This window comes from Shewanella pealeana ATCC 700345 (genome assembly GCF_000018285.1).
Classification (GTDB): domain Bacteria; phylum Pseudomonadota; class Gammaproteobacteria; order Enterobacterales; family Shewanellaceae; genus Shewanella; species Shewanella pealeana.
This window is the reverse complement of sequence record NC_009901.1, coordinates 4,883,985-4,907,048: the sequence shown is the minus strand read 5'-3', so window position 1 is coordinate 4,907,048 and position 23,064 is coordinate 4,883,985. Positions and strand designations below refer to the sequence as shown.

The 23,064-nt window shown below is 43.1% G+C and carries 20 protein-coding genes; 13 read left to right on the top strand and 7 right to left on the bottom strand.

The window, feature by feature from the left end; genetic code table 11:
• Positions 1–6: 6 nt before the first annotated feature.
• A complete protein-coding gene (locus tag SPEA_RS21195) occupies positions 7–780 on the bottom strand; it encodes an electron transfer flavoprotein (RefSeq protein WP_012157229.1) in 774 nt (257 codons plus the stop codon).
• Positions 781–1,755: 975 nt separating this feature from the next.
• Here SPEA_RS21195 and caiT point away from each other — a divergent pair.
• The 9 genes from caiT (at position 1,756) to SPEA_RS21150 (ending at position 12,248) form a co-directional block, all read left to right on the top strand.
• On the top strand, positions 1,756–3,315 hold the full coding sequence (gene caiT / locus SPEA_RS21190; RefSeq protein WP_012157228.1) for an L-carnitine/gamma-butyrobetaine antiporter: 1,560 nt from the start codon (positions 1,756–1,758) through the stop codon (positions 3,313–3,315).
• A gap of 41 nt (positions 3,316–3,356) precedes the next feature.
• Positions 3,357–4,493 carry a crotonobetainyl-CoA dehydrogenase gene (caiA, locus tag SPEA_RS21185; RefSeq protein ID WP_012157227.1) on the top strand — a complete coding sequence of 379 codons (1,137 nt, stop codon included), beginning with the start codon at positions 3,357–3,359 and terminating at the stop codon, positions 4,491–4,493.
• 230 nt (positions 4,494–4,723) lie between these two features.
• Positions 4,724–5,950 (top strand): L-carnitine CoA-transferase, encoded by a 1,227-nt coding sequence (gene caiB / locus SPEA_RS21180; RefSeq protein WP_041411667.1) that lies wholly within the window; start codon positions 4,724–4,726, stop codon positions 5,948–5,950.
• 10 nt (positions 5,951–5,960) lie between these two features.
• Positions 5,961–7,514, top strand: a complete 1,554-nt coding sequence (gene caiC, locus SPEA_RS21175; protein ID WP_012157225.1) for a crotonobetaine/carnitine-CoA ligase — start codon at positions 5,961–5,963, stop codon at positions 7,512–7,514.
• Positions 7,515–7,576: 62 nt separating this feature from the next.
• Positions 7,577–8,362, top strand: coding sequence for a crotonobetainyl-CoA hydratase (gene caiD / locus SPEA_RS21170; RefSeq protein ID WP_012157224.1), 786 nt, complete (start codon positions 7,577–7,579; stop codon positions 8,360–8,362).
• Positions 8,363–8,455: 93 nt separating this feature from the next.
• Positions 8,456–9,307 carry a MaoC/PaaZ C-terminal domain-containing protein gene (locus SPEA_RS21165; RefSeq protein ID WP_012157223.1) on the top strand — a complete coding sequence of 284 codons (852 nt, stop codon included), beginning with the start codon at positions 8,456–8,458 and terminating at the stop codon, positions 9,305–9,307.
• 79 nt (positions 9,308–9,386) lie between these two features.
• Positions 9,387–10,055 carry a carnitine operon protein CaiE gene (gene caiE / locus SPEA_RS21160; RefSeq protein ID WP_012157222.1) on the top strand — a complete coding sequence of 223 codons (669 nt, stop codon included), beginning with the start codon at positions 9,387–9,389 and terminating at the stop codon, positions 10,053–10,055.
• 175 nt (positions 10,056–10,230) lie between these two features.
• On the top strand, positions 10,231–11,169 hold the full coding sequence (lipP1, locus tag SPEA_RS21155; RefSeq protein WP_012157221.1) for a LipP1 family hormone-sensitive lipase: 939 nt from the start codon (positions 10,231–10,233) through the stop codon (positions 11,167–11,169).
• A 188-nt stretch (positions 11,170–11,357) separates the two neighbouring features.
• Entirely contained in the window at positions 11,358–12,248 is an 891-nt protein-coding gene (locus SPEA_RS21150; protein WP_012157220.1) for a LysR substrate-binding domain-containing protein, read from the top strand.
• 191 nt (positions 12,249–12,439) lie between these two features.
• Here SPEA_RS21150 and SPEA_RS21145 read toward each other — a convergent pair whose 3' ends face one another.
• The 4 genes from SPEA_RS21145 to SPEA_RS21130 form a co-directional block, all read right to left on the bottom strand.
• Entirely contained in the window at positions 12,440–13,063 is a 624-nt protein-coding gene (locus SPEA_RS21145) for a disulfide bond formation protein B (protein WP_012157219.1), read from the bottom strand.
• A 9-nt stretch (positions 13,064–13,072) separates the two neighbouring features.
• On the bottom strand, positions 13,073–13,684 hold the full coding sequence (locus SPEA_RS21140; protein ID WP_012157218.1) for a thiol:disulfide interchange protein DsbA/DsbL: 612 nt from the start codon (positions 13,682–13,684) through the stop codon (positions 13,073–13,075).
• 68 nt (positions 13,685–13,752) lie between these two features.
• Entirely contained in the window at positions 13,753–15,513 is a 1,761-nt protein-coding gene (locus SPEA_RS21135; protein ID WP_012157217.1) for an aryl-sulfate sulfotransferase, read from the bottom strand.
• Between the two features lie 14 nt (positions 15,514–15,527).
• The gene (locus tag SPEA_RS21130; protein ID WP_012157216.1) at positions 15,528–16,274 is read right to left on the bottom strand and encodes an outer membrane protein OmpK; all 747 of its coding nucleotides are present in this window, start codon (positions 16,272–16,274) and stop codon (positions 15,528–15,530) included.
• 164 nt (positions 16,275–16,438) lie between these two features.
• Here SPEA_RS21130 and SPEA_RS21125 point away from each other — a divergent pair, with 164 nt between their 5' ends.
• A complete protein-coding gene (locus tag SPEA_RS21125; RefSeq protein WP_012157215.1) occupies positions 16,439–17,104 on the top strand; it encodes a TetR/AcrR family transcriptional regulator in 666 nt (221 codons plus the stop codon).
• Positions 17,105–17,302: 198 nt separating this feature from the next.
• On the opposite strand, the gene SPEA_RS21120 is transcribed toward SPEA_RS21125, so the two are convergent.
• Both SPEA_RS21120 and SPEA_RS21115 read right to left on the bottom strand, forming a co-directional pair.
• Positions 17,303–17,938 (bottom strand): disulfide bond formation protein B, encoded by a 636-nt coding sequence (locus tag SPEA_RS21120; protein WP_012157214.1) that lies wholly within the window; start codon positions 17,936–17,938, stop codon positions 17,303–17,305.
• A 9-nt stretch (positions 17,939–17,947) separates the two neighbouring features.
• Positions 17,948–18,559, bottom strand: coding sequence for a thiol:disulfide interchange protein DsbA/DsbL (locus SPEA_RS21115; RefSeq protein ID WP_012157213.1), 612 nt, complete (start codon positions 18,557–18,559; stop codon positions 17,948–17,950).
• 721 nt (positions 18,560–19,280) lie between these two features.
• Between SPEA_RS21115 and SPEA_RS21110 the strand changes: the two genes are divergently transcribed.
• The 3 genes from SPEA_RS21110 to SPEA_RS21100 all read left to right on the top strand — a co-directional run bounded on the left by SPEA_RS21110 (position 19,281) and on the right by SPEA_RS21100 (position 23,037).
• The gene (locus SPEA_RS21110; protein WP_012157212.1) at positions 19,281–21,071 is read left to right on the top strand and encodes an aryl-sulfate sulfotransferase; all 1,791 of its coding nucleotides are present in this window, start codon (positions 19,281–19,283) and stop codon (positions 21,069–21,071) included.
• Between the two features lie 50 nt (positions 21,072–21,121).
• Positions 21,122–21,880: an outer membrane protein OmpK gene (locus SPEA_RS21105; RefSeq protein WP_012157211.1), complete on the top strand. Its 759-nt coding sequence runs from the start codon at positions 21,122–21,124 to the stop codon at positions 21,878–21,880.
• A gap of 179 nt (positions 21,881–22,059) precedes the next feature.
• Positions 22,060–23,037 (top strand): LysR family transcriptional regulator, encoded by a 978-nt coding sequence (locus SPEA_RS21100; protein ID WP_223296538.1) that lies wholly within the window; start codon positions 22,060–22,062, stop codon positions 23,035–23,037.
• Positions 23,038–23,064 lie beyond the last annotated feature (27 nt).

The window sequence follows — 23,064 nt, the reverse complement described above, 5'->3', positions numbered from 1 at the left end:
CCTTAATTAGTTAAGTGCTTTACGTAAGTGTTCTGCGAATTGGGCTATCTGTTGCTCGTCATCACCTTCGATAACGATCTTCTGCCGTGCTTTTTGTTCTGGTGCGATAACAGAGACCAGTTCAACAAGGGCTGGGAACTCAGCTAGCTCAATATCAGTGGCCGTTAGGCTAGTAACAGGCTTTTTAGCTGCGGCAAGAATGGTTTTCATCGATGGAATACTTGGCTCATTAATATCTGCAGATACAGAGATTACGGCTGGTAAGGTTATTTCTAGGACTTCCACTTCATCGTCTAATGAGCGTTCGACTGTTAGTTTGCCTGGCTCTGCAGAGCTAATTTTGCTAACGGCGTTGATGTTCGCGACACCGAGTAACTCGCCTAACTGTAGGCCAACCTGCTGGGCGTAAAGGTCGCCTGAACCATCACCACAAATGATTAGGTCGAAACCTGTTTTTTGTGCTGCTGCCATCAATACTCTGGCTGTTTGGTGTGGTAAAAGTTGCTCGAACTTTTCATCAATAACGACAGTTAAGTCATCTGGTCCACGGGAAAGAATGTCTTTGCGTGCTTTCGGGTTCTCTAGTGCTTTGCCGCCTACACTCATTGCTGTAATGCTGCATCCCTCAATTAGGCTTTTTAGTTGAACTCCAGCTTCTACAGCGCAGAGATCAAAAGGGTTAATTTTAGGGGCTGCCTTATTGGTGTCTAAGTTACCATCAGCCGTTACTGTGATATCTTGCTCTTCTGGCACTAATTTGTAACACGTAATAATTTTCATTATTTCTCCCGTTAAATATTAAGTACTTAACCTAATACCCAAAATCAATTTAATGCCGAGACTAATACTTCTATCTTTTATATGTTGATTTGAATTTATCAGCCACGACAATGTAATAAGTATTGGTTTGTGTTAGTTTATATAAGTCACTTCGATTATTGAATAATGTTGAATCTATTCCAATGAGTGATTCTGCAGTCATTCGTTGTAAGTTGAAGCAATTATATGACCATAAATAAATTTTCTAATGTTATACAGATCACACAATTGTTTGCTCTGTAGTTAGTCTTTCTAACAGGCATATTAGCTTCCCTAATATGTATCGAGATATCTGTTTTAAGTATATTTAATATCATTATTAGCTTTGCTAATGCCTTGTTTTAAGCTTGGCTAATACCACTATTAGTTAAGCTGAAATTGGGTGTTAAGTAATTCTAATATCGTTATTAGAATTATAGTTTTTTACCTTTTATAGATGCTTTTTATATAGATTTATTGCCTTGCTTTTCTATAGGTATTAGACACTTTTAGTCACGCCATTGGTTTATACCTCGTTGTTTTGATTATTGTTTTTACTGTTCGGTTGGGCGGCGTGAAGTGCTTGTTTACTGATGTTTAACGACATGCATCTTGAGGGCTAGGTCACAGTTATCTTGCATGGCAACTTATTAACAATATCGACTTTTCTATCGATTAGTTTCTATTTCAATTGAACGTGATAACGATCACTGTATAGCAAAAAGTTGGCTGGCATGATTCTTACGCAAATCAGCGGATTGAAAATAATTAATTGTTATTTGATGGCTGGTCTGGTCATTAAGTAATTAGATTCGTTATTTAATAAGAAGCTTTATTTTTTAGTTGTATAAATTTAATTGAATTTTGTTCTGAAAAATAAATAAAGTTGGTTCGATAGCTACTCAGTTTAAAACTTTAACTATTATCCTCCTAAAACAGAGAGGGAGAAGTATTGATATGAACGATAAAACGATGGATGTAAATGCCACCGAAGTAAAAAAGAAGAAGGTCACGATTGACCCTGTTATCTTTTTCCCTTCATTGCTTGCGGTCATATTACTGTCTTATTTGACGGTAAGAGACTTGGATGCCGCTAATTTAGCTATCAGCGAAGTCTTCCACTATTTAACTCACTCTTGGGGATGGCTTTTTGAGTGGTACATGATCTTCATGGGAGCCGGTTGGGCCTGGTTGACCTGGGGACCATATTCTAACAATCGCTTAGGTCAAGAAGCACCAGAATTTAGTACAGCAAGCTGGATATTCCTGATGTTTGCTTCGTGTACCTCCGCAGCGGTGTTGTTCTGGGGCTCACTAGAAGTCTATTACTATGTTACTTACCCACCTTTTGATATTGAGCCTTTGTCTATTCAAGCCAAAGAGCTAGGACTTGCATACAGTCTATTCCATTGGGGACCACTTCCTTGGATGGGTTACGGCTTCTTTACTGTTGCTTTGGGTTACTTCCTATTCGTTAAGAAGATGGATGTGGTTCGTCCAAGTGGCACTTTAGAGCCTGTATTAGGTAAGCATCACAAAGGCTTTATCGGGATCTTTATCGATAACGTTTATGTTGTTGCATTGATCCTTGCTATGGGTACCAGCTTAGGTTTGGCCACTCCGCTAGTAACTGAGTGTATTCAATGGTTATTTGGTATTCCACGTACCTCGGCAGTTGACACTATCGTTATCTCTTCATGGATTGTATTCAACGCTATCTGTGTCGCTTTTGGTCTGACTAAAGGCATTAAGATCGCCAGTGATTTAAGAAGTTATTTAAGCATCATCATGCTGGTTTGGGTATTCCTTATTGGCGCAACCAGTTTCACAGTGAACTATTTCACTGACTCTGTGGGCATCATGTTGGAACTACTTCCTCGCATGTTGTTCAACACGGCTTCAGTTAGTGAAGGCAGCTTCCCGCAAGATTGGACCGTATTCTACTGGGCTTGGTGGGTCGTGTATGGCATCCAGATGTGTATCTTCTTAGCTAAGATCTCTCGTGGCCGTACCGTACGTGAACTTTGTTTAACTATGGTTGCTGGTTTGACTGCTTCTACCTGGTTCCTTTGGACCATCCTAGGTAGTAATACCATGAACTTGATGAATGAAAATCTCATCAATATGCCTCAACTGATTGAACAATATGGTGCTGCTAGGGCCATTATCGAAACCTGGGCCGCATTACCGTTCAGCACTATCACTATGTGGGGCTTCTTCATCTTATGTTTCCTTGCAACAGTGACCCTAGTTAACGCCTGTTCCTACACCTTAGCCATGTCGACCTGTAAAGGCGCCGACGCCGACAACGAGCCACCAATCTGGGTTCGTGTAGGTTGGTCTGTACTTGTGGGTGTTATCGGTATCGTTCTGTTATCACTCGGTGGCTTGAAGCCACTGCAAACGGCAATCATTGCCGGTGGTGCACCACTGATTATCGTCAACGTCATGATCATCATCTCTTTCTTGAAAGATGCTCGTAAAAATAATTGGAAACCTGTCGGTGAAGAGGCTTAGCCACACCTGGGATCCACAGTTGAAATTTAGAGGAATAAATAATGGATTTTAAATTAACCGACGAACAAGAGCTTTTTGTTGCAGGTATTCGTGACCTGATGGCTAAAGAAAACTGGGAAAGTTATTTCGCAGAGTGCGATGAGAACAGCCAGTACCCAGAGCGTTTTGTTAAAGAGCTTGCTGAAATGGGTATCGACAGCTTGTTGTTGCCAGAAGAGCACGGCGGATTCAACGAAGGCATGGTAACGCTAGCGGTGATCTGGGAAGAGTTAGGCCGCTTAGGTGCGCCAACTTACGTTCTATACCAACTACCTGGTATCACTACCATGCTAAGACACGGTAGCCCAGAGCAGATCGATAAGATCATGACACTACGTGGCACAGGTAAGCAGATGTGGAACTCAGCGATCACTGAGCCAAGTGCAGGTTCTGACGTGGGTAGCTTGTTAACTACTTATAAGCGTCGTGATGGCAAGGTGTATTTGACCGGTAGTAAGTGCTTCATTACCAGTGCGGCGGGTGCGCCTTACATCGTGGTTATGGCTAAAGATGCAGACTCAGAGAAGCCAATCTTCACCGAGTGGTTTGTCGATATGTCTAAGCCAGGTATCAAGATGAGCAAGCTACCAAAGCTAGGTTTGAAGATGGACAGCTGCTGTGAGCTTCAATTTGACGAGTTTGAGCTAGAAGAGTCAGACATGTTCGGTATCGAAGGTAATGGCTTCATGCGTGTTAAAGAGGAGTTTGACTCTGAGCGCTTCCTTGTGGCCCTAACTAACTACGGTGCGGCTTACTGTGCATTCGAAGATGCGGCCAAGTACGCTAACCAACGTGTTCAGTTCGGTGAGGCTATTGGCCGTTACCAGTTGATCCAAGAGAAGTTTGCCCATATGGCTATCAAGCTAAACAGCATGAAGAACATGGTCTATGAAGCAGCGTGGAAGTGTGACAACGGCACTATGACATCGGGCGACTCGGCAATGTGTAAGTTCTACTGCGCCAATGCAGGTTTTGAAGTCATCGATTCCGCTATGCAAGTGCTAGGTGGTTACGCGATTGCAGGCGAGCACCGTATCAGCCGTATGTGGCGTGATATTCGTGTTGACCGTGTCTCTGGTGGTTCTGATGAAATGCAGATCTTAACTTTAGGCCGTGAAGTGTTAAAGCGCTATCGCTAATCAACCGTGGTGATAAACAGACTAGGTACTGGGTGAGTAAGTACTTAGTCTGAACGGTGTTTAGTGTGGGATTTGAGAGCCTTTTAATATTAAGCAGATCGACACTGCTACTCAAATCCTAACTTATTCGCCGTTCACCTCTGTTGCGTTAGAACAATCCCAATAATGACTGTCTTCTCGGCACAGTAGCCGTGATGAATTTTGTTCGAAAATTAAGAGAGATGGGTATCATGTCAAATAAATTGTCCACACCTGCGTTCGGTCCTCTTGCTGGTTTGAGAGTAGTATTTTCAGGTATTGAAATTGCGGGTCCATTCGCGGCGCAAATGCTTGCAGAGTGGGGCGCAGAGGTGATCTGGATTGAGAACGTGGCCTATGCGGATACTATCCGTGTACAGCCAAACTACCCAGAGCTATCACGTCGTAACCTTCACGCATTATCACTAAATATTTTTAAAGATGAAGGCCGTGATGCATTCCTGAAATTGATGGAAACCACTGACATCTTTATTGAAGCCAGTAAAGGCCCAGCATTCGCTCGTCGTGGTATTACCGACGAAGTGTTATGGGAACAGAACAAAAAGTTAGTGATTGCTCACTTATCTGGTTTCGGCCAGTACGGCACTGATGAGTATACTAATCTACCAGCCTACAACACGATTGCTCAGGCATTCAGTGGCTACCTTATTCAGAATGGCGACGTTGATCAGCCAATGCCTGCTTTCCCGTACACAGCGGATTACTTCTCAGGTATGACGGCAACCACTTCGGCACTTGCGGCTCTATACCGTGTACGTGAAACCGGTGTAGGTGAAAGTATCGACGTGGCTATGTATGAAGTTATGCTACGCATGGGTCAGTACTTCATGATGGATCACTTCAACGGCGGCGAAGTTTGCCCACGTATGACCAAGGGTAAAGACCCTTACTATGCAGGTTGTGGCCTATATAAGTGTGAAGATGGCTATATCGTGATGGAGCTTGTTGGCGGTATGCAAATCAAAGAGATGTTCAAGGATATGGATATCATGCACTTATATGGTGGTGAGGAGGTTCCTGAAGGTACCCAGCTCATTCATCGTATTGAATGTCCATTCGGCTATCAAGTTGAAGATGCATTAGACGAATACTTAGCGCACAAGAGTATCGAAGAGGTGTTAGCACGCTTTGCTGAGCTAAACGTAGCGTGTGCGAAAGTGTTGACCATTCCAGAGCTCGACAGCAATCCACAGTATATTGCCCGTGAATCGATTACAGAGTGGAAGAACATCGACGGTAAGACCTATAGAGGTCCTAATGTGATGCCTAAGTTCAAGAACAACCCAGGCCAAATTTGGCGTGGTATGCCAAAGCACGGTATGGATACTGCAGCAATCTTGGAAGATATCGGTTACTCACAAGAGCAAATTCAGAGCTTAAGCGAAAAAGGCTTAGCAAAAGTATCTGAGTGTAAGTGAGGCTAGAAGAATGGATATCGTTGGTAGCAAAACATTAAGATGCATGTGGGAAGAGCGTGCTCGCAAATTCAGTAATAACACAGCGTTGGTTTATGAGGATGCTGCTGGCGATGTCCAAGAATATACTTATAGTCATTTAAATGCCGAAATAAATAGAGCGGCAAATTTATTCCTTAGCTTAGGAATTAATAAAGGCGATAAAGTAGCTGTACAGTTATATAACAGTCCACAATTTATTTTCTGCTGGTTTGGGTTAGCTAAGATAGGTGCGGTAATCGTGCCTATTAATAACCAATACCTGTTTGCAGAGTGCCAATACATTATTAATAAGTGTGCTGTTAAAGCTGTTGTTATTGAGGAAGAGTTCCTACCCATCTATACACGGATGAAACAAGAAACAGATAACACAATAAATAATATATTGGTTACAAGAACGACTAACCCAGAGATATCGGACTCGATGAACTTCGATACTTTGCTAAGTCAGCAAGTTGTAGAATTAATTCAGCGCGTGACGATTAGTAGTGACGATGTGGCCGAAATATTATTTACCTCAGGTACAACATCACGGCCTAAAGGCGTGGAGATCACCCACTGTAACTTGCAGTTTGCAGGTTACTTTACGGCGTGGCAAACCTGCCTTCGTAGTGATGATATTTATTTGACCATGATGCCAAGCTTTCACATCGATTTTCAATGTAATGCAGCCATGGCTACATTCACCGTTGGCGCTAAGTTAGTGATGCTTGAGAAGTACAGTGCCCGCAAGTTCTGGAAACAGATCTGTGACTATAGAGCCACGATTACTCATAGCATGCCGATGATCGTGCGTACCTTGATGTTACAGCCTACAACACCATTTGAACGTGATCATTGCCTGCGTGATATGTTGTTTTTCCTACATATATCAGACCAAGAAAAACTGGATTTTGAAACACGCTTTAACGTGCAGCTGTTTAACTCCTACGGGATGACAGAAACCTTAGTCGGACTGATTGGTGATAGTCCAGCCGAGGAGCGTCACTGGCCGTCAATTGGACGACCTGGGTTAGGTTATGAGGCTAAGATCGCCGATGAGAATGGTCAAGAGCTTGCCCCGAATGTGATTGGCGATCTCTGGGTTAAAGGTGTGCCCGGTAGAACGATCATGAAGGGCTACTACCAAGATACGAAAGCGACCGAGGAAGTACTCAGTGCCGAGGGGTGGCTCTACACTGGCGATAAGGCTTATGTAGATGACAATGGCTTATTTTATTTTGTCGATAGAAAGACAAATATGATTAAGCGCTCCGGTGAGAACATCTCCAGTAGTGAAATAGAAAAAGTTTTAATGTCTCACCCTTATATTCTCGATGCCGCAGTTATTGGTGTGCCAGATTTAATTCGAGATGAAGCCGTTAAAGCATTTGTCATATTTAATGAGGGTGTGTCTTTAAGTGTCGAACAAATTTTGCAGTATTGCGCTGAAAATATGGCGAAGTTTAAAGTTCCATCTTTTGTTGAAATAAAAAAGTCTTTCCCAAGAACCTGTACCTGCAAAGTACAAAAAAAACTTCTTATGTGAAGTTAACTTAATTTAGCTTTTTAATAAAAGAGTCTGAAGTGGCTCTATATTGGAGTATTAGCATGAGTGAATCATTACACGTTACCCGCAATGGCGCTATTTTAGAAATTACTCTTGATAGACCTAAAGCCAACGCGATTGACGCAAAAACAAGTTTTGAGATGGGTGAGGTCTTCCTAGCTTTCCGTGAAGATCCTGAACTGCGTGTGGCGATTATTACTGGTGCCGGTGAGCGCTTCTTCTCTGCGGGGTGGGATCTTAAAGCCGCTGCAGAGGGTGAAGCACCTGATGCTGATTTCGGTCCAGGCGGATTTGCGGGTTTAACAGAAATTTTTGACTTAGATAAGCCGGTTATCGCTGCGGTAAACGGTTATGCATTCGGTGGTGGTTTCGAGTTGGCGTTAGCAGCCGATATGATTATCTGTTCTGAAAATGCCAGCTTTGCACTACCAGAAGCTAAGTTAGGCATCGTGCCTGATAGCGGCGGAATGCTGCGTCTACCTAAGTTGCTACCACCTGCGATAGTCAATGAACTGATGATGACAGGCCGTGGTATGGGCGCCGAAGAAGCCCTACGTTGGGGCGTGGTGAATCGCGTGGTTGAGAGTGACAAGCTGATGGAAAGTGCTCGTGAGCTGGCTCAGCAAATTGCTCAAGGCGCGCCATTAGCTATCGCAGCGATCAAAGAGATCTATCGTGAAACTAGCGAGCTATCGGTGGAAGAGGGTTATCGCCATATTCGTGCTGGTGGCTTGAAAAATTACCCATCGGTACTGCGTTCAGAAGATGCATTAGAGGGCCCATTAGCCTTCTCTGAGAAGCGTGACCCAGTGTGGAAGGGTAGATAGGTTTCAGTACTATCAATCGAAATAGAGCCTGATATTTCCCATGGGATATCGGGTTTTATTTTAAGTGTTCGTCGGTAATGGAAGGATTCACCAATGGCGTTGAAATTAGAGATGCAGGGGCAAACTTATGGCCCGTTCGTTAATGAGTATACCGCTAGAGATGTGATGTTATTCGCGCTGGGCTGCGGCGCAGGTAGCGATGGGAAAACCGATCTGGATTATGTGTATGAGAAGCAGTTAAAGGTACTGCCTATCTTCGCGGCGACCCAAATTGTCGATGCCCAGGTCACTAAGACTATCGATTATGGTTTTAATTGGGGGGGATCCTTGCATTGGGGCTTTGATCTGCAAATTCATCAACCATTACCAACCCATCCCGGCAAGCTGAGCACTAAGGTGTTGCTAAAAGGATTGTTCGACAGAGGTGAGGGGCGAGGCTGTTTGGCGCAACACATAGGTGAAACCTTTGATGAGGCGGGCACTAAACTGTTTACCAATGAGAGTTGGGATTGCGCCCTGTATGACGGTGGATTTGGTGGCCCTCAGGCACCTAAAGATATCGTTGAGATCCCTGAACGTGAACCTGACTTTGAAATAGAGCAAGATATTCCGTTAAACCAAGCGCTTATTTACCGCTTGTCCGGTGATGACCATCCCCAGCATGTGGATTGGGAGTATGCGCAGGAGTTTGGCCACCCGAAGCCGAATCTACACGGTGTGAGCACGGCGGGTGTCGCCTGTCGTCATGTGATTCAGGCTATGTTTCCCGGTGAGCCAGAGCGATTGACACGCTTTAAGACGCGGCTAACTAAATCCTTGTATCCCGGCGCTAGGGTCAAAACTCAAATTTGGAAATGGGATGATAACTGTGTCCATTTCAGAGTGATGGATGCCAACGATCCTGACACTTTCTATCTTAACTTTGGTTTAGTTGAGTGGAAGTAAGCCTTTATAGGAGGCTTTCGCCTCCTATCTAGATAGGAAATAGAGGTTAACGAAGTCAGTATTTAGCTGTGACGTCTTAATGTTTGAGGCGCAACAGCCAAGTAGTGAGCCGTGTGATCTATTAAGAGTAAAACAATTTATGCCCTGCTATGAATTTGAAGGATTAACTCCTGTTGTCGACCCGAGCGCTTATGTGCACCCAACAGCTGTGCTGATAGGGGATGTCATTGTCGAGGCTGGTGTGTATATCGGCCCCAATGCTTCACTGCGTGGTGATTATGGACGTTTGATTTTGCAGCGAGGTAGTAATTTGCAAGATGGTTGCATCATGCATGGATACTGCGACATGGATACGGTTGTTGAGCCTGATGGTCATATCGGTCATGGCGCTATTTTGCATGGCTGCGTAATAAAGCGTAACGCCTTAGTGGGGATGAATGCGGTGGTGATGGATGGCGCTGTGATTGGTGAAGATAGCATGGTCGCCGCCATGAGCTTTGTTAAAGCGGGCTTTCAAGGTACGGCTAAACAGATGTTGATGGGACAACCCGCCAAAATGGTACGCGAAGTGACTGAGCAGGACTTGCATTGGAAAGGGCTTAATACGCTGGAATATCAGGTGTTGGCACAGCGCTCGGCGAAGACAATGCAGCCTGTTACGCCGTTAACTCAGCAGGAAGTTAACAGGCCTAGATTAAAAGGGGTGACCGAGGTGCAGCCCAAAGCGCAGCAAACACAAGCCGGATAATTCAAGCCGCCTGAGTGAGCCATAGGGGCTCAAGGTTTAAGGGGGAGTGCGACCCCAATAACGCTTAAACCGATTAGCGCCTCAGGCGGCACACCTAATAATTGAAACGATTAATTGAAACTATAGACAGTTGAACAGCTGTGGCTGGGAGACTGTAATAGAGAAGGGAAGTAGTATGCCGTTAGATCCAAAAGTTGCGCTGTTTTTACAGCAAGTGCATGATTCTGGCGCACAAGCCTATGAAGATATGACGCCGGCAGAGTCGAGGCGCTTAGATATGAATGAGCTGACTAAGATGAAAGGCGACCGAGTGTTAGAGCCCGTGGCCGCAATAGAGCATAGTTTTATTCCTGGGCCGACGGCGGATCTGCCCATTAGGATCTACCGCCCGAAAGGTGACACGAGCGAGTTACAGCCGGCAATTATTTTTATTCATGGCAGCGGCTGGGTGGTATCGAACATAGAGACTAATGATCATTTTAGCCGTGCCCTCGCTAATCGTACCGGATCGGTTGTTATCGCAATTAATTATCAGAAGGCACCGGAACACAAGTTTCCTATCCCAATGGATGACTGTTATGCGTCGACACTGTGGATATTTGAACATGCAAGTTTACTGGGGTTAGACTCGAACCGCATCGGTATATTTGGTGATAGTGCGGGTGGTAATCTTGCGGCGGCTGTGACCTTAAGATTACGTGATGAACAAGGACCAAAACTGGCATTTCAAGTATTAGTTTATCCAGCGGTGCAATATGGCTGGCAGACGCCATCGGCCATTGCTCATGCAGAAGGCTATCTACTGCAACAGGCCAGTATGAAGTATTATTGGGGCCACTACCTGCGTAGCGAAGCCGATGCAATAAATCCCTATTGTTCTCCGCTGAATGCTCAGAGCCACAAAGATCTGCCACCAACACTGATCTACACTGCAGAGTTTGATCCACTATGCGATGACGGTTACCTCTATGCTCGTGAACTGCAAGGCTCTGGCATCAAAGTGAAATACCGCTGTTTTGATGGCGTGATCCATGGATTTATTAAGATGCTTGGGGTGTTCGAACAGGCCGATGAGTTTCTCGATGAACTTAAGCAAGATCTGTTAGAGATCTAGGTTTAATTTATTTTACATCACATCTGGAACTGCTCGCAAAACAAACAATTTCGTGAGCTTGTTCCAAATATTGTCATCTAGTCGCCTAACTCAAATTAATTCGTATCTTATTGTGGCCATAGTTACATTTTTATTCTAAATCCTTATGCTAGTCTCGAGTCTCAGGCACTTAAATCATGTACTAAAATATGAATAATAACATTCCGTTAAGGGCGTTACAGGTTTTTGAATCATGCGCGAGGTTGGAAAGCTGTTCGCTTGCTGCGAATGAGTTGTGCATCACCCAGAGCGCTGTCTCACAACAGATAAAGCTGCTTGAAGATTACTTCTTAGAAAAGCTATTTCACCGCAACGCGGGAAAGATCACCCTTACCGAATCAGGACTTGAGCTTAGGCAGAGGTTGGCACCTGTTTTCTATGATTTAAATAGTGTCTGCGCAAGCTTAGTGCCGGATATGTCTAACGAGGTTAGGGTTCACTCCTATAACTCTTTAGCCGCTCGCTGGCTGGTGCCTAAAATGGCAAAGCTAAGAGCGGAGCACCCAGAGTTCAATATTAATGTAGGCATGTTCCAAGATGATGTCGAGATGAGCGATATGCTCGCCGACATCTTTATTATTACTCGTGAATGCCAAGATGGTTATACCATCATCCCATTAGTGGAAGAGAAGCTGGTGGCATACTGTAGCCCCAAGTATTTGGAGAAACATCCTAATATCTCTTCAGAAACCTTCCATGAGCAGACGCTGCTTTACTCGAAGCACAAAGACTATGGTGTCGATTGGGAAGGCTGGTTCAGGTTTAACAAGGTGGCTGTGGGCCCCTTGCAGCGGAAAATCGTATTCAACCACAATATGCTTGCGGTTCAGGCGGCCATTTTTGGGCAAGGCATCGTTTTGGGTCTAGAGCAGACCCTGCAGATTGAAGTCGACTCAGGAAATCTCGTTAAGCTGGAGCTCCCCCATTGTTTTACAGGTTGGACCTACTCCATCGCTTTTAAGTCTTCAAGAAAACGGGATGCCCGCATAACCAAGATTGTCGATTGGATAATTGCAGAATATGCGAGCAGCGTATCTTAGTCGGGACTCTTCTCTATCTGCTTAAACTGCTTACGGCATTATTCAATAAGCTGAGGAAGAAGGCTTGCTGGATATTGGCTTAAGAGGGTTAAAGAAGGGCAACAGTTAGAATTTGTATTGGTATAAGTAGCCACTAAAATTAGTGGCTACAGTTTTAATCACTCATGAGTGATCCGCAGTTACTTCAGAAGTTACTTCTTAAACGGAAGAAGTTTCTTCAGTGAGCGAACCCAACCCAAAGTCAGTGGCGCTAAACAGACCATAAATACGGTGTAAGCGATCATGCAGTAGTGCGCCATGTTCATGCCGAGTAGTGACCAATCATCTTCACCACAACCACCCGTTGGTGCGAACTCAAACGGTAACCACTCATCAAGTGGAAGATTGAGTGGGAAGCGAGGATCGGTTGAGCAAGCTGAACCTGCTGCATCACCTGCAGCAGCAAAGAAGTCCATCGACTCATCGACAACCATATGTGCAGCATCATGGATCTTCATCAGTTCATAAGACCACATCCAGCCTTGGATCACCGCGTACCATGCCAGTAATAAGCCCAAGAACTTTAGTATGTGATTCTTTGGGTCGATCAAAATGATCAAGCCCGCAAGCACGATACAGCACTGGCTGAAGCGAATGTAAACACATAGCTCACAGGGATCCATCGCCAGAAATAGCTGGAAGTAAAAGATAGCCGACAGAATAAGAAATAGTGCTCCGCCAACCATCACTAACCAGATCGGTCGATGGTCTTGCATGTGCGTTAAACTGTCGGCTGGGGTAGCCTTAAACTGCCCCCAGAACTCTTTAATTGACATAGTGACCCCTTACTTAGCCGACAATTCAGCAATCAGCTCTTTGAGCATATCCATCGAGCGGATTGACTTGGTGTTGATCAGGTATTTACCGTTAACGGTAATGGCTGGAACGCCTTGGATTTTGGCGACTTCAACCCCTTTATCCCATTTGGTCATTAGCTGTTTTACTTTTGGATCTTGAGCATAAGTATCGAACTCGGCGCGGTTCATGCCCAAAGTATCTAAGGTAAAAGCAATCGTTGAGTCAGCATCTTTAAACTTCACTTTTTTAACGTGGTATTGGTCGTAATATTTATCTTTTAGTTGCTTGAATACCTTGTCCCCCTTGATCTCTTTAGCGATGGCCAAAGCAGTGGATTTTTCTACACCAAAAGGCGGTTTGCTGGTGATATGGTATTGCTCTAACGTGCTACCAGCAGGCAATAATTTGTCGTTTGGAATGCCTGCTTTTTCATACTTGTAGCAGAATGGGCAGTTAATCGAGTAGATCTTCACTACTTGGTTCGGTGCGTTAAATTGAGCCACTTCTGGTAATACTTGATATTCCACTCCCTCCGTGGCGGCATGAGCACCAAATGATAGGAATAGAGTTGCTGCGATGGCGGTAAGTGTTTTTTTCATGAGTGAGTTCCATTAAAAATAGGGTTAACAGCTGTCAGCGCCTTTTAAAAGGCGCTGCCATTGGTTTATTACTGGTTAAACATGGCTTCTGGGTGAACTACTGTTGAGCGGTAACCCGGCTCGTGTTTAGTCAGGGTTTTAACCTTGATTTCAACTTTTACTTCATTGGTTTTTGGATCAACCTCTGTAATCCAATGCTCCGGAGCCTTATCACTTTCTAGCAGACCTGCTGAAGCTGATGCCATAAACATGGTGTTATGATCTGGCTGGAATTCAGTAATAGAGGTAATTGGGCTGTACCACTCATAGCCGCGGTCTTTACCGTATTCCCAGGTCTGTTGAACCGTCATATTGTCCATATCGACCTTGTATTCAACACCACGAGAGTACTTCATTGTCGGTAGAGCTGGCTGCTCAAGAGAGCGTCCATCGCCATTGTCGAAGACTGTAACTGTGCCACGTTCAGGTACAGGCCAAGCGGTATGCTGAGTCCATGTCCAGTCAAAGTCACCTTCACAATCTTTGGCATCACACTTTAACTTTTTGCCCTTTTTATCAACCGGGATGAGTACCTTATCTGCTAGATCTCCTTCCCAGCCGATAGGGGTACCAAGGATCCATTTCACTTCATCGTCACGGCCAATCTTAATCACTGCTGATTGATGACGAGAACTGATGATGATGCTGTCGTCTTCTGCGTCATAACCAATAGAGTTGATATGTAACCAGTTGCGACCTGTATCTACACCGGCAACGTCGCCATAAGGCTCATTTGCTAGCTCTTCTGCTGACATTGTCTTACCCGCAGAGGCTACATCTACGTTTAGACACACTGCGCCCATATCCAATGAACTCAATACATCATCACGTAATGGATCTAGGATCTTATTGAAGTCCCATACCTTAACGACTTCGCCATTGTTATTAACTTCAATTACATGGTCACGAATAGAGTCAACTTTTATCCCTGTTGGAGTGATATAGTCTTTTTTGCCCACACGTAGCAACAGGTTGCCGTTTGGCATTTCAGTCACTTCATGAGAGAAACCGATATAGCCGCGAGGAAGATCACGTTTGAAAATTGGTTTGCCGATAAAGTCGTACTTGGCATAGTAAGGTGACAGGAAGCCATTATGTTGATTAAACATCAGGCCCTGACCGAAGATAAGCTTACCGTCACGGGTTTGTTTAAATGACATGGACCCGCCTGGACGGTCATAAATTACATCGGCACTTAAGTGCCAGCGTACATCACCGTTGGTATCAATAATATTCTGGGTTGGTTTCCAATCCCACTTATCACGCAGATCGGGTGTGATGACTTGGCCATCGACTAGATAAAATCTATCTTCAAACCCCTTAGCAACTTTAATCGGTTCATATTCATACTGAGTTCTATCCTGACCATCAATATGTTGATGTGGTATATCATTGGTACGGATCTTATATGTCTCTTTAATTTTTTTACCATCAAGCTTGTAGGAGACTTCAACTTCATTAAGGTGGTCAGGGTAGAGACCAAACACCGGAATCCCGTTATGTGTATTCAACTGAGTAGTACTGACGGGATAATCAATATCAATGCCTTTACGGTCTTTACCTTTGACGGAAACCGTGGCGTTTGTAATCGTTTTACCTCCCAAATCAATCACTGCAACCAATGGACTAAAGTCATAAGGGTCAACGTAGACAAAGCCTAATTGTCCTTGAGCAACAGCGGAAGATGAAGTACCTGGTAAATTTCCCGCAGCATTTACTGATAATGAAATTGCCGAGCAAGTAAGCACCGAGGCTGTTAAAATCGCTGACATTATTTTATTAAGTTTCATAGTTAATCCCTTTATTAGAATTTATATTGGACTGAGTAAAAAAATGCATCGTGATAGCCTTTTTTACCTAAGTTATTTTCTGCGTAACGATAACTGACACCCACTGACCAATTATTGTTGATTATCCAGTTTGCTCGTAGTTGACCATTAAAACCAAAGTCTTCCATGTCGCCTGCTAATTCCAAATATTGTTCATTTCTGCCGAAATAAAACTCTTGCCACCAGACAAATTTAAAATCTTGATCAAATAATGATAAATCATGACTAATATTTAAATACGCGTAGCCACCATTAAAACCTTGCTCATCAAAATTAGAGTCAAAAGCCTTATATGTGGCATTCACTATGTGTGCGGCGAACGCTAGCTGTACATAAGTATTGTCATAGTTTTTATCCCAGCTAAGTCCAAGCAATGTATTGGTTTCGCCCCAGACAGGCATTGATTTATCAAACACTTGGCCGTATAAGTTGAAATCCGTTTCGCCAATATTTATTTGACCGACTAGATTTATTTCAGTCCCATAAATGTCTGTATTATCGAAGTTTTCCAATGTGACATGACCATAGATATCGCCAAGTGCAGTGCCATGTGCACCTATCATTTTGATGTATGGATTATTATTTTTTGACTCACCAAAGTAGTCAGATGCGCTACTTCTCCAATCCATCAAGCCCGTCTCAACGGCTAACATTGCTGCATTCGAAGAAAAGGAAATACTGAGAGCTAACGCAGCTATTCCTGATTGTAATTTCTTATTCATAACTCACCTCTATTGAAAGTGATTGCGATGTTATGAATTGAAGCGCGATGATAACTAGAGGAGGCTCACAAAAAAAAATTAGAATATCTTTATATTATTTAAACCTTGATTGTAGGCATGAAAAATAAAAAATTATTTTTTTTAGAGATGGGATTCACAAAAAAATGGAAAGCAAGACTTTAGAATATATTTTAAATGTGTCAGAACAGCTAATTTATAAAGATGGTGTGATCGGGTTTAAGTTTTGCACTGTAGCAAAAGAAGCTGGAATCTCTACAACTAGCTTATATAAGTTCTTTGGAAATAAAGAAGATATATTGGTTGCTTTGGCAAGTAAAAGTTTTATGAACACCAAAAATAAAAAGTGGTGGTTAAATTTAGAAGGTGATGCGCTAATAAAAGTCATTGCTTATTATATTTTACAGTTAGATGTCGCTCATGATTTTCCCTTTTACTCATCTATGTCAACGCTAACAAGTAATCAGCTTATTTGCGGTCGTTCTGCTCACCCTCATATCAGCGCATTGAATAAGAATGCCTATGGTTTTTGGCAAACACCTATTGCGCTATTGCAGCAGGCTAGAGGGCAGGGGAGTTGTCAACTCTGTGACCAAGCGATTACTAGACTGTGTGCACTGATCTCTATGATTATCAGAGGTCAGGAAGTTGTATCTTGTGCTGAGGTAGGTAGAGCTTGCAGTGCAGAAGCGAATCTCACAACCCAATGGATTATTGAATTTTGTTTTAAGCAAGTGGGCTTCGAATACCATTTAATTAATCATTGTATCCAACAAGCAGATATCCTAATCACAGAGCATGGTCTTCGGTAACGGAACTGCTCATAAAATGCCATATGTGTTTGAAGTATGACTCAATGCAGGGAAAGTAAAGTTATGCCGTTATCCCAGTTATCAGCGGCGACGGTTATGGGTAACAGATCAGTTAAATTATCGATGTTTTGGTCACTGTTAACTGTGGCCACTAAAGTTAGTGGCCACAGTTTTTAATAACGCATGGTTGATTAGTCATTACTTCTTAAGCGGAAGAAGCTTCTTCAGTGAGCGAACCCAACCAAAGGTCAACGGCGCCAAACAGACCATAAATACGGTATAAGCGATTATGCAGTAATGTGCCATATTCATGCCCAGTAGAGTCCAATCATCTTCACCACAGCCGCCCGTTGGAGCAAACTCAAATGGTAGCCACTCATCAAGTGGTAGGTTGAGTGGGAAGCGTGGATCGGTTGAACAAGCTGAGCCAGCAGCATCGCCTGCAGCAGCAAAGAAGTCCATCGTCTCATCGACTACCATGTGCGCCGCATCATGGATCTTCATTAACTCAACAGACCACATCCAGCCCTGAATGACTGCGTACCACGCCAGTAATAAACCTAAGAACTTGAGTATGTGATTTCTCGGATCGATCAGAATGATCAGACCCGCAAGCACGATACAGCACTGGCTAAAGCGAATGTAAACACATAGCTCACAGGGATCCATCGCCAAGAACAGTTGGAAATAGAAGATGGCCGACAGAATAAGAAATAGTGCTCCTCCAACCATCACTAACCAGATGGGCCGATGGTCTTGCATATGGGTTAAGCTGTCGGCAGGGGTGGCCTTAAACTGCCCCCAGAACTCTTTCAATCGTTGCTGCAATGACATAATAATCCCTTACTTAGCAGACAGTTCAGCGATAAGCTCTTTGAGCATATCCATCGAACGGATTGATTTGGTGTTGATCAGGTATTTGCCGTTGACGGTAATTGCGGGTACCCCTTGAATTTTCGCGACTTCAACGCCTTGGTCCCATTTGGTCATTAGCTGTTTTACTTTTGGGTCTTTAGCATAAGTATCAAACTCGGCGCGGCTCATGCCTAATGTATCGAGGGTAAATGCAATGGTAGAATCGGCATCTTTAAATTTGACCTTCTTGACGTGGTACTGGTCGTAGTACTTGTCCTTTAATTGCTTGAATGTCTTCTCGCCTTTGATCTCTTTAGCGATGGCCAATGCCGTTGATTTCTCTACGCCAAAAGGTGGTTTACTGGTGATATGGTACTGATCCAAAGTGCTGCCAGCAGGCATTAACTTATCGTTAGGAATACCTGCTTTTTCATACTTGTAGCAGAAAGGACAGTTAATCGAGTAGATCTTCACTACTTGGTTTGGGGCGTTAAATTGAGCCACTTCCGGTAATACTTGGTACTCAACTCCCTCTGTTGCTGCATGGGCACCAAATGATAGAAATAGAGTTGCTGCGATGGCGGTAAGTGTTTTTTTCATGTTATCTCCAAAGATATATTAAATTTGTTGGATTTTGAAAACTTATATTGTTAATAGTTATTGTTTTTGTCGATGTAAAAATAAAACGTCATTGTTTGTTATAACTATAAGGTTTTAATTTGATTAATATTGGGTGCTGGCTATTTCGTTACTATCTTATTTTTAAATGACATATATTGATTGTGATGGTGGTCACGTTTTATTTGCAGTCCTATTTATAAGTGTTATTAATTTTAAGTCGGCTGGAGTTTGATATTCAATTTTTAGTTTTTGAATTATGTTTATGGAAAAAATCAATATCATTGGATCTGTTCATTCTGTATTGGTTTCCTTTGCTGCGGCCGTAATGTGTTGTTTTATATGTGGTTACCTTGATTTTGTTGATGTTTTTTTATTGTTTTTTATGGTTTTTAGATATTTTTAACATTGGTTTTCCATAAGGTTTGATCCCTGTTGGTTTATCTTTTATTAGCTGAAACTCTCATGAATGATAAGTTTTAGATGTATAAAGTTCATTGTTTTATGTTATTTATATAATCGATATGTAAATTCGCATTTCTTTAATTCATGGTTTTTTATTTGTTGGTCGTTATATTGTGGTGATGAAAAAAGTTGGTGCTTTGATTATTGTGACATCATTCTCAAATAAAGTTGTTCTAGTTAATTATTGTTTTTAGGGTTGATTACAGTGATTACAAAATAATTATTAATTGGAGAAGTCATGAAACGTAATATTTTAACTGCAGCTATTGTTGCTGCATTATTTCAGTCAGTTGTTTCTTTTGAATCAAATGCCGCTGGTTTTAAACCAGCACCTGCAGCGGGCCAACTAGGTGCGGTGCTTGTTAATCCGTATGGTAACTCACCTCTAACTGCGGTATTAGATTTGGGCAGTAAGCGCCCAACCGATGTGACGGTAACAGTCCATGGTAAGGGCAATAAAGGAGTTGATATTAGTTACCCTGTGGGTCAGCAAACAATCAATACCCATGACGGTATTCCCTTGTTTGGTTTATATGCTGATCACAGCAACCAAGTGACAGTGAAATACAACCTAGACGGTAAAAAGGTCAAAGAAGACTATAAGGTGCTAACCGGACCTATCACTAACGAATATATGGATAACAGAAATATCACTGTTATGCAGGAAGTTCAGGTGAAGAAGGTTGCCAAAGGCTTTGAAAACCGCTTGTATATGGTCAACAGCCATACTTACAACCAGCAAGGTTCAGATCTGCATTGGTCAGGTCAAAAGAGTAAAGATGCAGGTATATTTGAATCTTCGCCAGCCATGGGTTCATTACCATTCGATAACGCCCCTATGACTTATGTCGTTGATACAAATGGTGATATTCGCTGGTGGTTAGATCAGGATGCGGTTTATGACGGTGTAGGAATCGATGTAAACAAGCGTGGATACTTGATGGGACTGCATGATAATGGTGAAGGCCGTATTACCTTTGTTCAAGGCCAGCAGTACGGCACCTTTGACTTGTTAGGTAACTTTGAACAACGTCGCTTGCCACGTGGATATGTTGACGCCTCCCATGAACATAACATCATGCCAAATGGCCACTCTTTAGTTCGTGCGGCTAAGGCTAACTATAAAAACCCTCAAGGCGATATCGTTCATACCGTACGAGACCATATTTTACAGATTGACCAACAGGGTAACTTGGTTGATGTGTGGAACCTGAACGAAATTATGGATCCATATCGTGATGCATTGCTTGAAGCCTTAGATATGGGAGCGGTTTGTTTGAACGTCGATATCGATCAGATGGGTCAAACTGCAGAAATGGAAATTGATGCCCCTTATGGCGATATTCCAGGTATTGCCCCCGGTCGTAACTGGGCTCACATCAACTCTATTGAATATGATCCAAAAGATGACTCTATTATCCTTTCTTTCCGTCATCAAGGTGTAGCCAAAGTGACTCGTGATAAGGAAGTGAAGTGGATCTTGGCACCTTATGAAGGTTGGAACAAAGAGCTTTCAAAGAAACTGCTTAAGCCAGTGGATAAGAATGGTAAGCCTATCAAGTGTACCGATAAAGGTGTGTGTGATGGTGACTTCGACTTTACCTACACTCAGCACACGGCATGGCTAAATAACACCACAGGCAATCTGACGGTTCTGGATAATGGTGACGGTCGTGCCCATGAGCAACCAGCCCTACCAACTATGAAGTATACCCGTTTCGTCGAATACAAAATTGACGACGAAAACATGACTGTGCAGCAGACATGGGAATACGGTAAAGATCGTGGTTATGACTGGTACAGCCCGATCACGTCTAACGTGGAGTATATGGAAGATAAGAACACCATGTTTGGTTTTGGTGGTTCAGTTCACCTCTATACTCCAGGCGAGCGCACCATTGGCCGAATTAATGAGATCGGTTATGACGATATGAAGGTAAAGGTGGAGATAGACGTTCTGTCAGATAAGGCAAACTCTCCACACTATCGCGCAATTATTGTGAACCCTACTAGCCAATTTGGTTTGTAAAAACAATGAATTTCGGGCTCGTAAGAGCCCGTTAATTTAGGAGGTTCGCAATGAAACTATCAAAATCTGTCTTAGCAATACTCTTGGGAATTGGCGGCATCAGTTCTGTTAGCGCAGAAGTTCATTTCCAGCAAAATAATGTGATTCTTGGATATGAGTATTTACTCGATGCAGAAGACAAAAATCCTAATCTTTATGATCAGGCTTATTTTGTATTAGGACATACAACAGTCGCTGATTGGGGAAGCGCCACGGGGTGGTTGAGATTTGAAAACCCACTAGACAGCTCTGAAAATCAGAAAGGCGAGGATGCAGGCGCAACAACTAAAGCTTGGCTAAAGCTGGATTATAACCTTGGCGATTCGCCGTTTAATATTTGGGGCCAGTCGTTTACCTGTGCCAACAAACCTTGGATGGAGCAAAACTTCTATCTGGGTGGTTCCTATGATGTTGCCGTTGGCAAACTCAAAGGTACAGTGGGTATCGGAGCACAATATGCCTACGGTAGCTTTTCTCCTACTGGAAAATCATTTAATGGGGCTTCGGGTGGAGCGGTGACTATGATGCTGGGCTACCCTTTGACATCAAATTGGTTTGCTAAAGCTTATTACGAAGCTCAATTCAATCGAAGCGATGAACATAGAGAGGTATTTGGATTCGATTCATACGGCCATCAGGCCATTATTGGCATAGATTACAGGTTCAATTCTCAGTTGTTTGTCAGCACGTTATATAAGCATAGGCAAAGCTGGGGTGGCGCACTCAATGGTGGTGGAGAGTTGCTATTCGAAGCGGGGTATAACTTCTAGGATGAGTGGGATACTCATTTACATCTTTAGCTATAAACACTTAGCTATAAATAATGAGTATCCCATATCCCAACTTTTCAATATATGTGAACACCTTATGAGATAACGTATTGGGTGCTACTTTGCTTATATTCTTACGGTTAATATCTAACCATACCTGCTAAAGATCCCAAGGAAGTATGATGAACACCAATGAGAGTGCTAAAGATCTTTCTGTTGCTCACCTTCAGCTAATCGTCTGTCTTATCAAGCATGGAAACGCTTGCGTAGCATCGGATGAGCTTGGTATGAGTCAATCGACGATCAGTTACCATCTGCGTCGCGTGCGAAGCATATTTTCTGATGAGATGTTTGTAAGAACGGGGAAAGGGCTTAAGCCTACGGAGCGATGTCTTCAAGTCGGTCATTTTGCTCAAGACTTAATTAATCGTGTTGAAGAGGAGTTGATCCACGGCAATGATTTTGAGGCAACTCATATTGAGCGGGAGCTTAGTTTAATTGCTGATGATACTGCCTGTGGTTGGTTTGGGGAGTTATTTGTTGATCTGCAGAAAGCTTTGCCTAAGGTAAACCTGTGTGCTCGTCCTTGGTACCTTAATGCACTGAAAGATTTAGACAGTGGCGCCGTACACTTTGGTCTGCACATAATGCAAAGCGGCATCAAAGGAATTTATGATCTCGAGGTTGTCCCCTGCTATCGTCTATGTGTGGTACGTGACGGCCACCCTCTGGTGTCACAAGGAGAGGTAACTCTTGAAGATCTGGCAATGTATCCGGTAATTTTAAATGACTTGGCTGGATGGAATAATAATGGTCACTCAGTTATGGAAACCGTGCTTAAAAACCATGGGCTTAAAGCGAATCTTGTCGGGCGATTAGGCTATGTGAATAGTATTTTCAGTGCGTTACAGGGCAGTAATGCGATTACCTATACTTCAGCAGTGTCTCTACCTAAGGATCTCTCTGGATTGACTTTGCTCAAGGCGCCGCCTGCGCTTGATGAAGTTGAATGTAACTATCGCCTTTATATTAGTAAGACACGCTATGGTTCGCAGGAAACTAATTACTTAATAGAGTTTCTTTATAATTCTTTTAAGAGTTTTGCGCTGGGTAAGTATGAAAGACCCGAAGTCGCGCCCCTAATTAGAAAGTGTTGAGGCTTTAGATTTTGAGAGGCTTATAAG

Bases quoted from the DNA above. Each gene is read 5' to 3' on its own strand.
- SPEA_RS21195 (WP_012157229.1), bottom strand. From the start codon at position 780: ATGAAAATTATTACGTGTTACAAATTAGTGCCAGAAGAGCAAGATATC.
- caiT (WP_012157228.1), top strand. From the start codon at position 1,756: ATGAACGATAAAACGATGGATGTAAATGCCACCGAAGTAAAAAAGAAG.
- caiA (WP_012157227.1), top strand. From the start codon at position 3,357: ATGGATTTTAAATTAACCGACGAACAAGAGCTTTTTGTTGCAGGTATT.
- caiB (WP_041411667.1), top strand. From the start codon at position 4,724: ATGTCAAATAAATTGTCCACACCTGCGTTCGGTCCTCTTGCTGGTTTG.
- caiC (WP_012157225.1), top strand. From the start codon at position 5,961: ATGGATATCGTTGGTAGCAAAACATTAAGATGCATGTGGGAAGAGCGT.
- caiD (WP_012157224.1), top strand. From the start codon at position 7,577: ATGAGTGAATCATTACACGTTACCCGCAATGGCGCTATTTTAGAAATT.
- SPEA_RS21165 (WP_012157223.1), top strand. From the start codon at position 8,456: ATGGCGTTGAAATTAGAGATGCAGGGGCAAACTTATGGCCCGTTCGTT.
- caiE (WP_012157222.1), top strand. From the start codon at position 9,387: ATGTTTGAGGCGCAACAGCCAAGTAGTGAGCCGTGTGATCTATTAAGA.
- lipP1 (WP_012157221.1), top strand. From the start codon at position 10,231: ATGCCGTTAGATCCAAAAGTTGCGCTGTTTTTACAGCAAGTGCATGAT.
- SPEA_RS21150 (WP_012157220.1), top strand. From the start codon at position 11,358: ATGAATAATAACATTCCGTTAAGGGCGTTACAGGTTTTTGAATCATGC.
- SPEA_RS21145 (WP_012157219.1), bottom strand. From the start codon at position 13,063: ATGTCAATTAAAGAGTTCTGGGGGCAGTTTAAGGCTACCCCAGCCGAC.
- SPEA_RS21140 (WP_012157218.1), bottom strand. From the start codon at position 13,684: ATGAAAAAAACACTTACCGCCATCGCAGCAACTCTATTCCTATCATTT.
- SPEA_RS21135 (WP_012157217.1), bottom strand. From the start codon at position 15,513: ATGAAACTTAATAAAATAATGTCAGCGATTTTAACAGCCTCGGTGCTT.
- SPEA_RS21130 (WP_012157216.1), bottom strand. From the start codon at position 16,274: ATGAATAAGAAATTACAATCAGGAATAGCTGCGTTAGCTCTCAGTATT.
- SPEA_RS21125 (WP_012157215.1), top strand. From the start codon at position 16,439: ATGGAAAGCAAGACTTTAGAATATATTTTAAATGTGTCAGAACAGCTA.
- SPEA_RS21120 (WP_012157214.1), bottom strand. From the start codon at position 17,938: ATGTCATTGCAGCAACGATTGAAAGAGTTCTGGGGGCAGTTTAAGGCC.
- SPEA_RS21115 (WP_012157213.1), bottom strand. From the start codon at position 18,559: ATGAAAAAAACACTTACCGCCATCGCAGCAACTCTATTTCTATCATTT.
- SPEA_RS21110 (WP_012157212.1), top strand. From the start codon at position 19,281: ATGAAACGTAATATTTTAACTGCAGCTATTGTTGCTGCATTATTTCAG.
- SPEA_RS21105 (WP_012157211.1), top strand. From the start codon at position 21,122: ATGAAACTATCAAAATCTGTCTTAGCAATACTCTTGGGAATTGGCGGC.
- SPEA_RS21100 (WP_223296538.1), top strand. From the start codon at position 22,060: ATGATGAACACCAATGAGAGTGCTAAAGATCTTTCTGTTGCTCACCTT.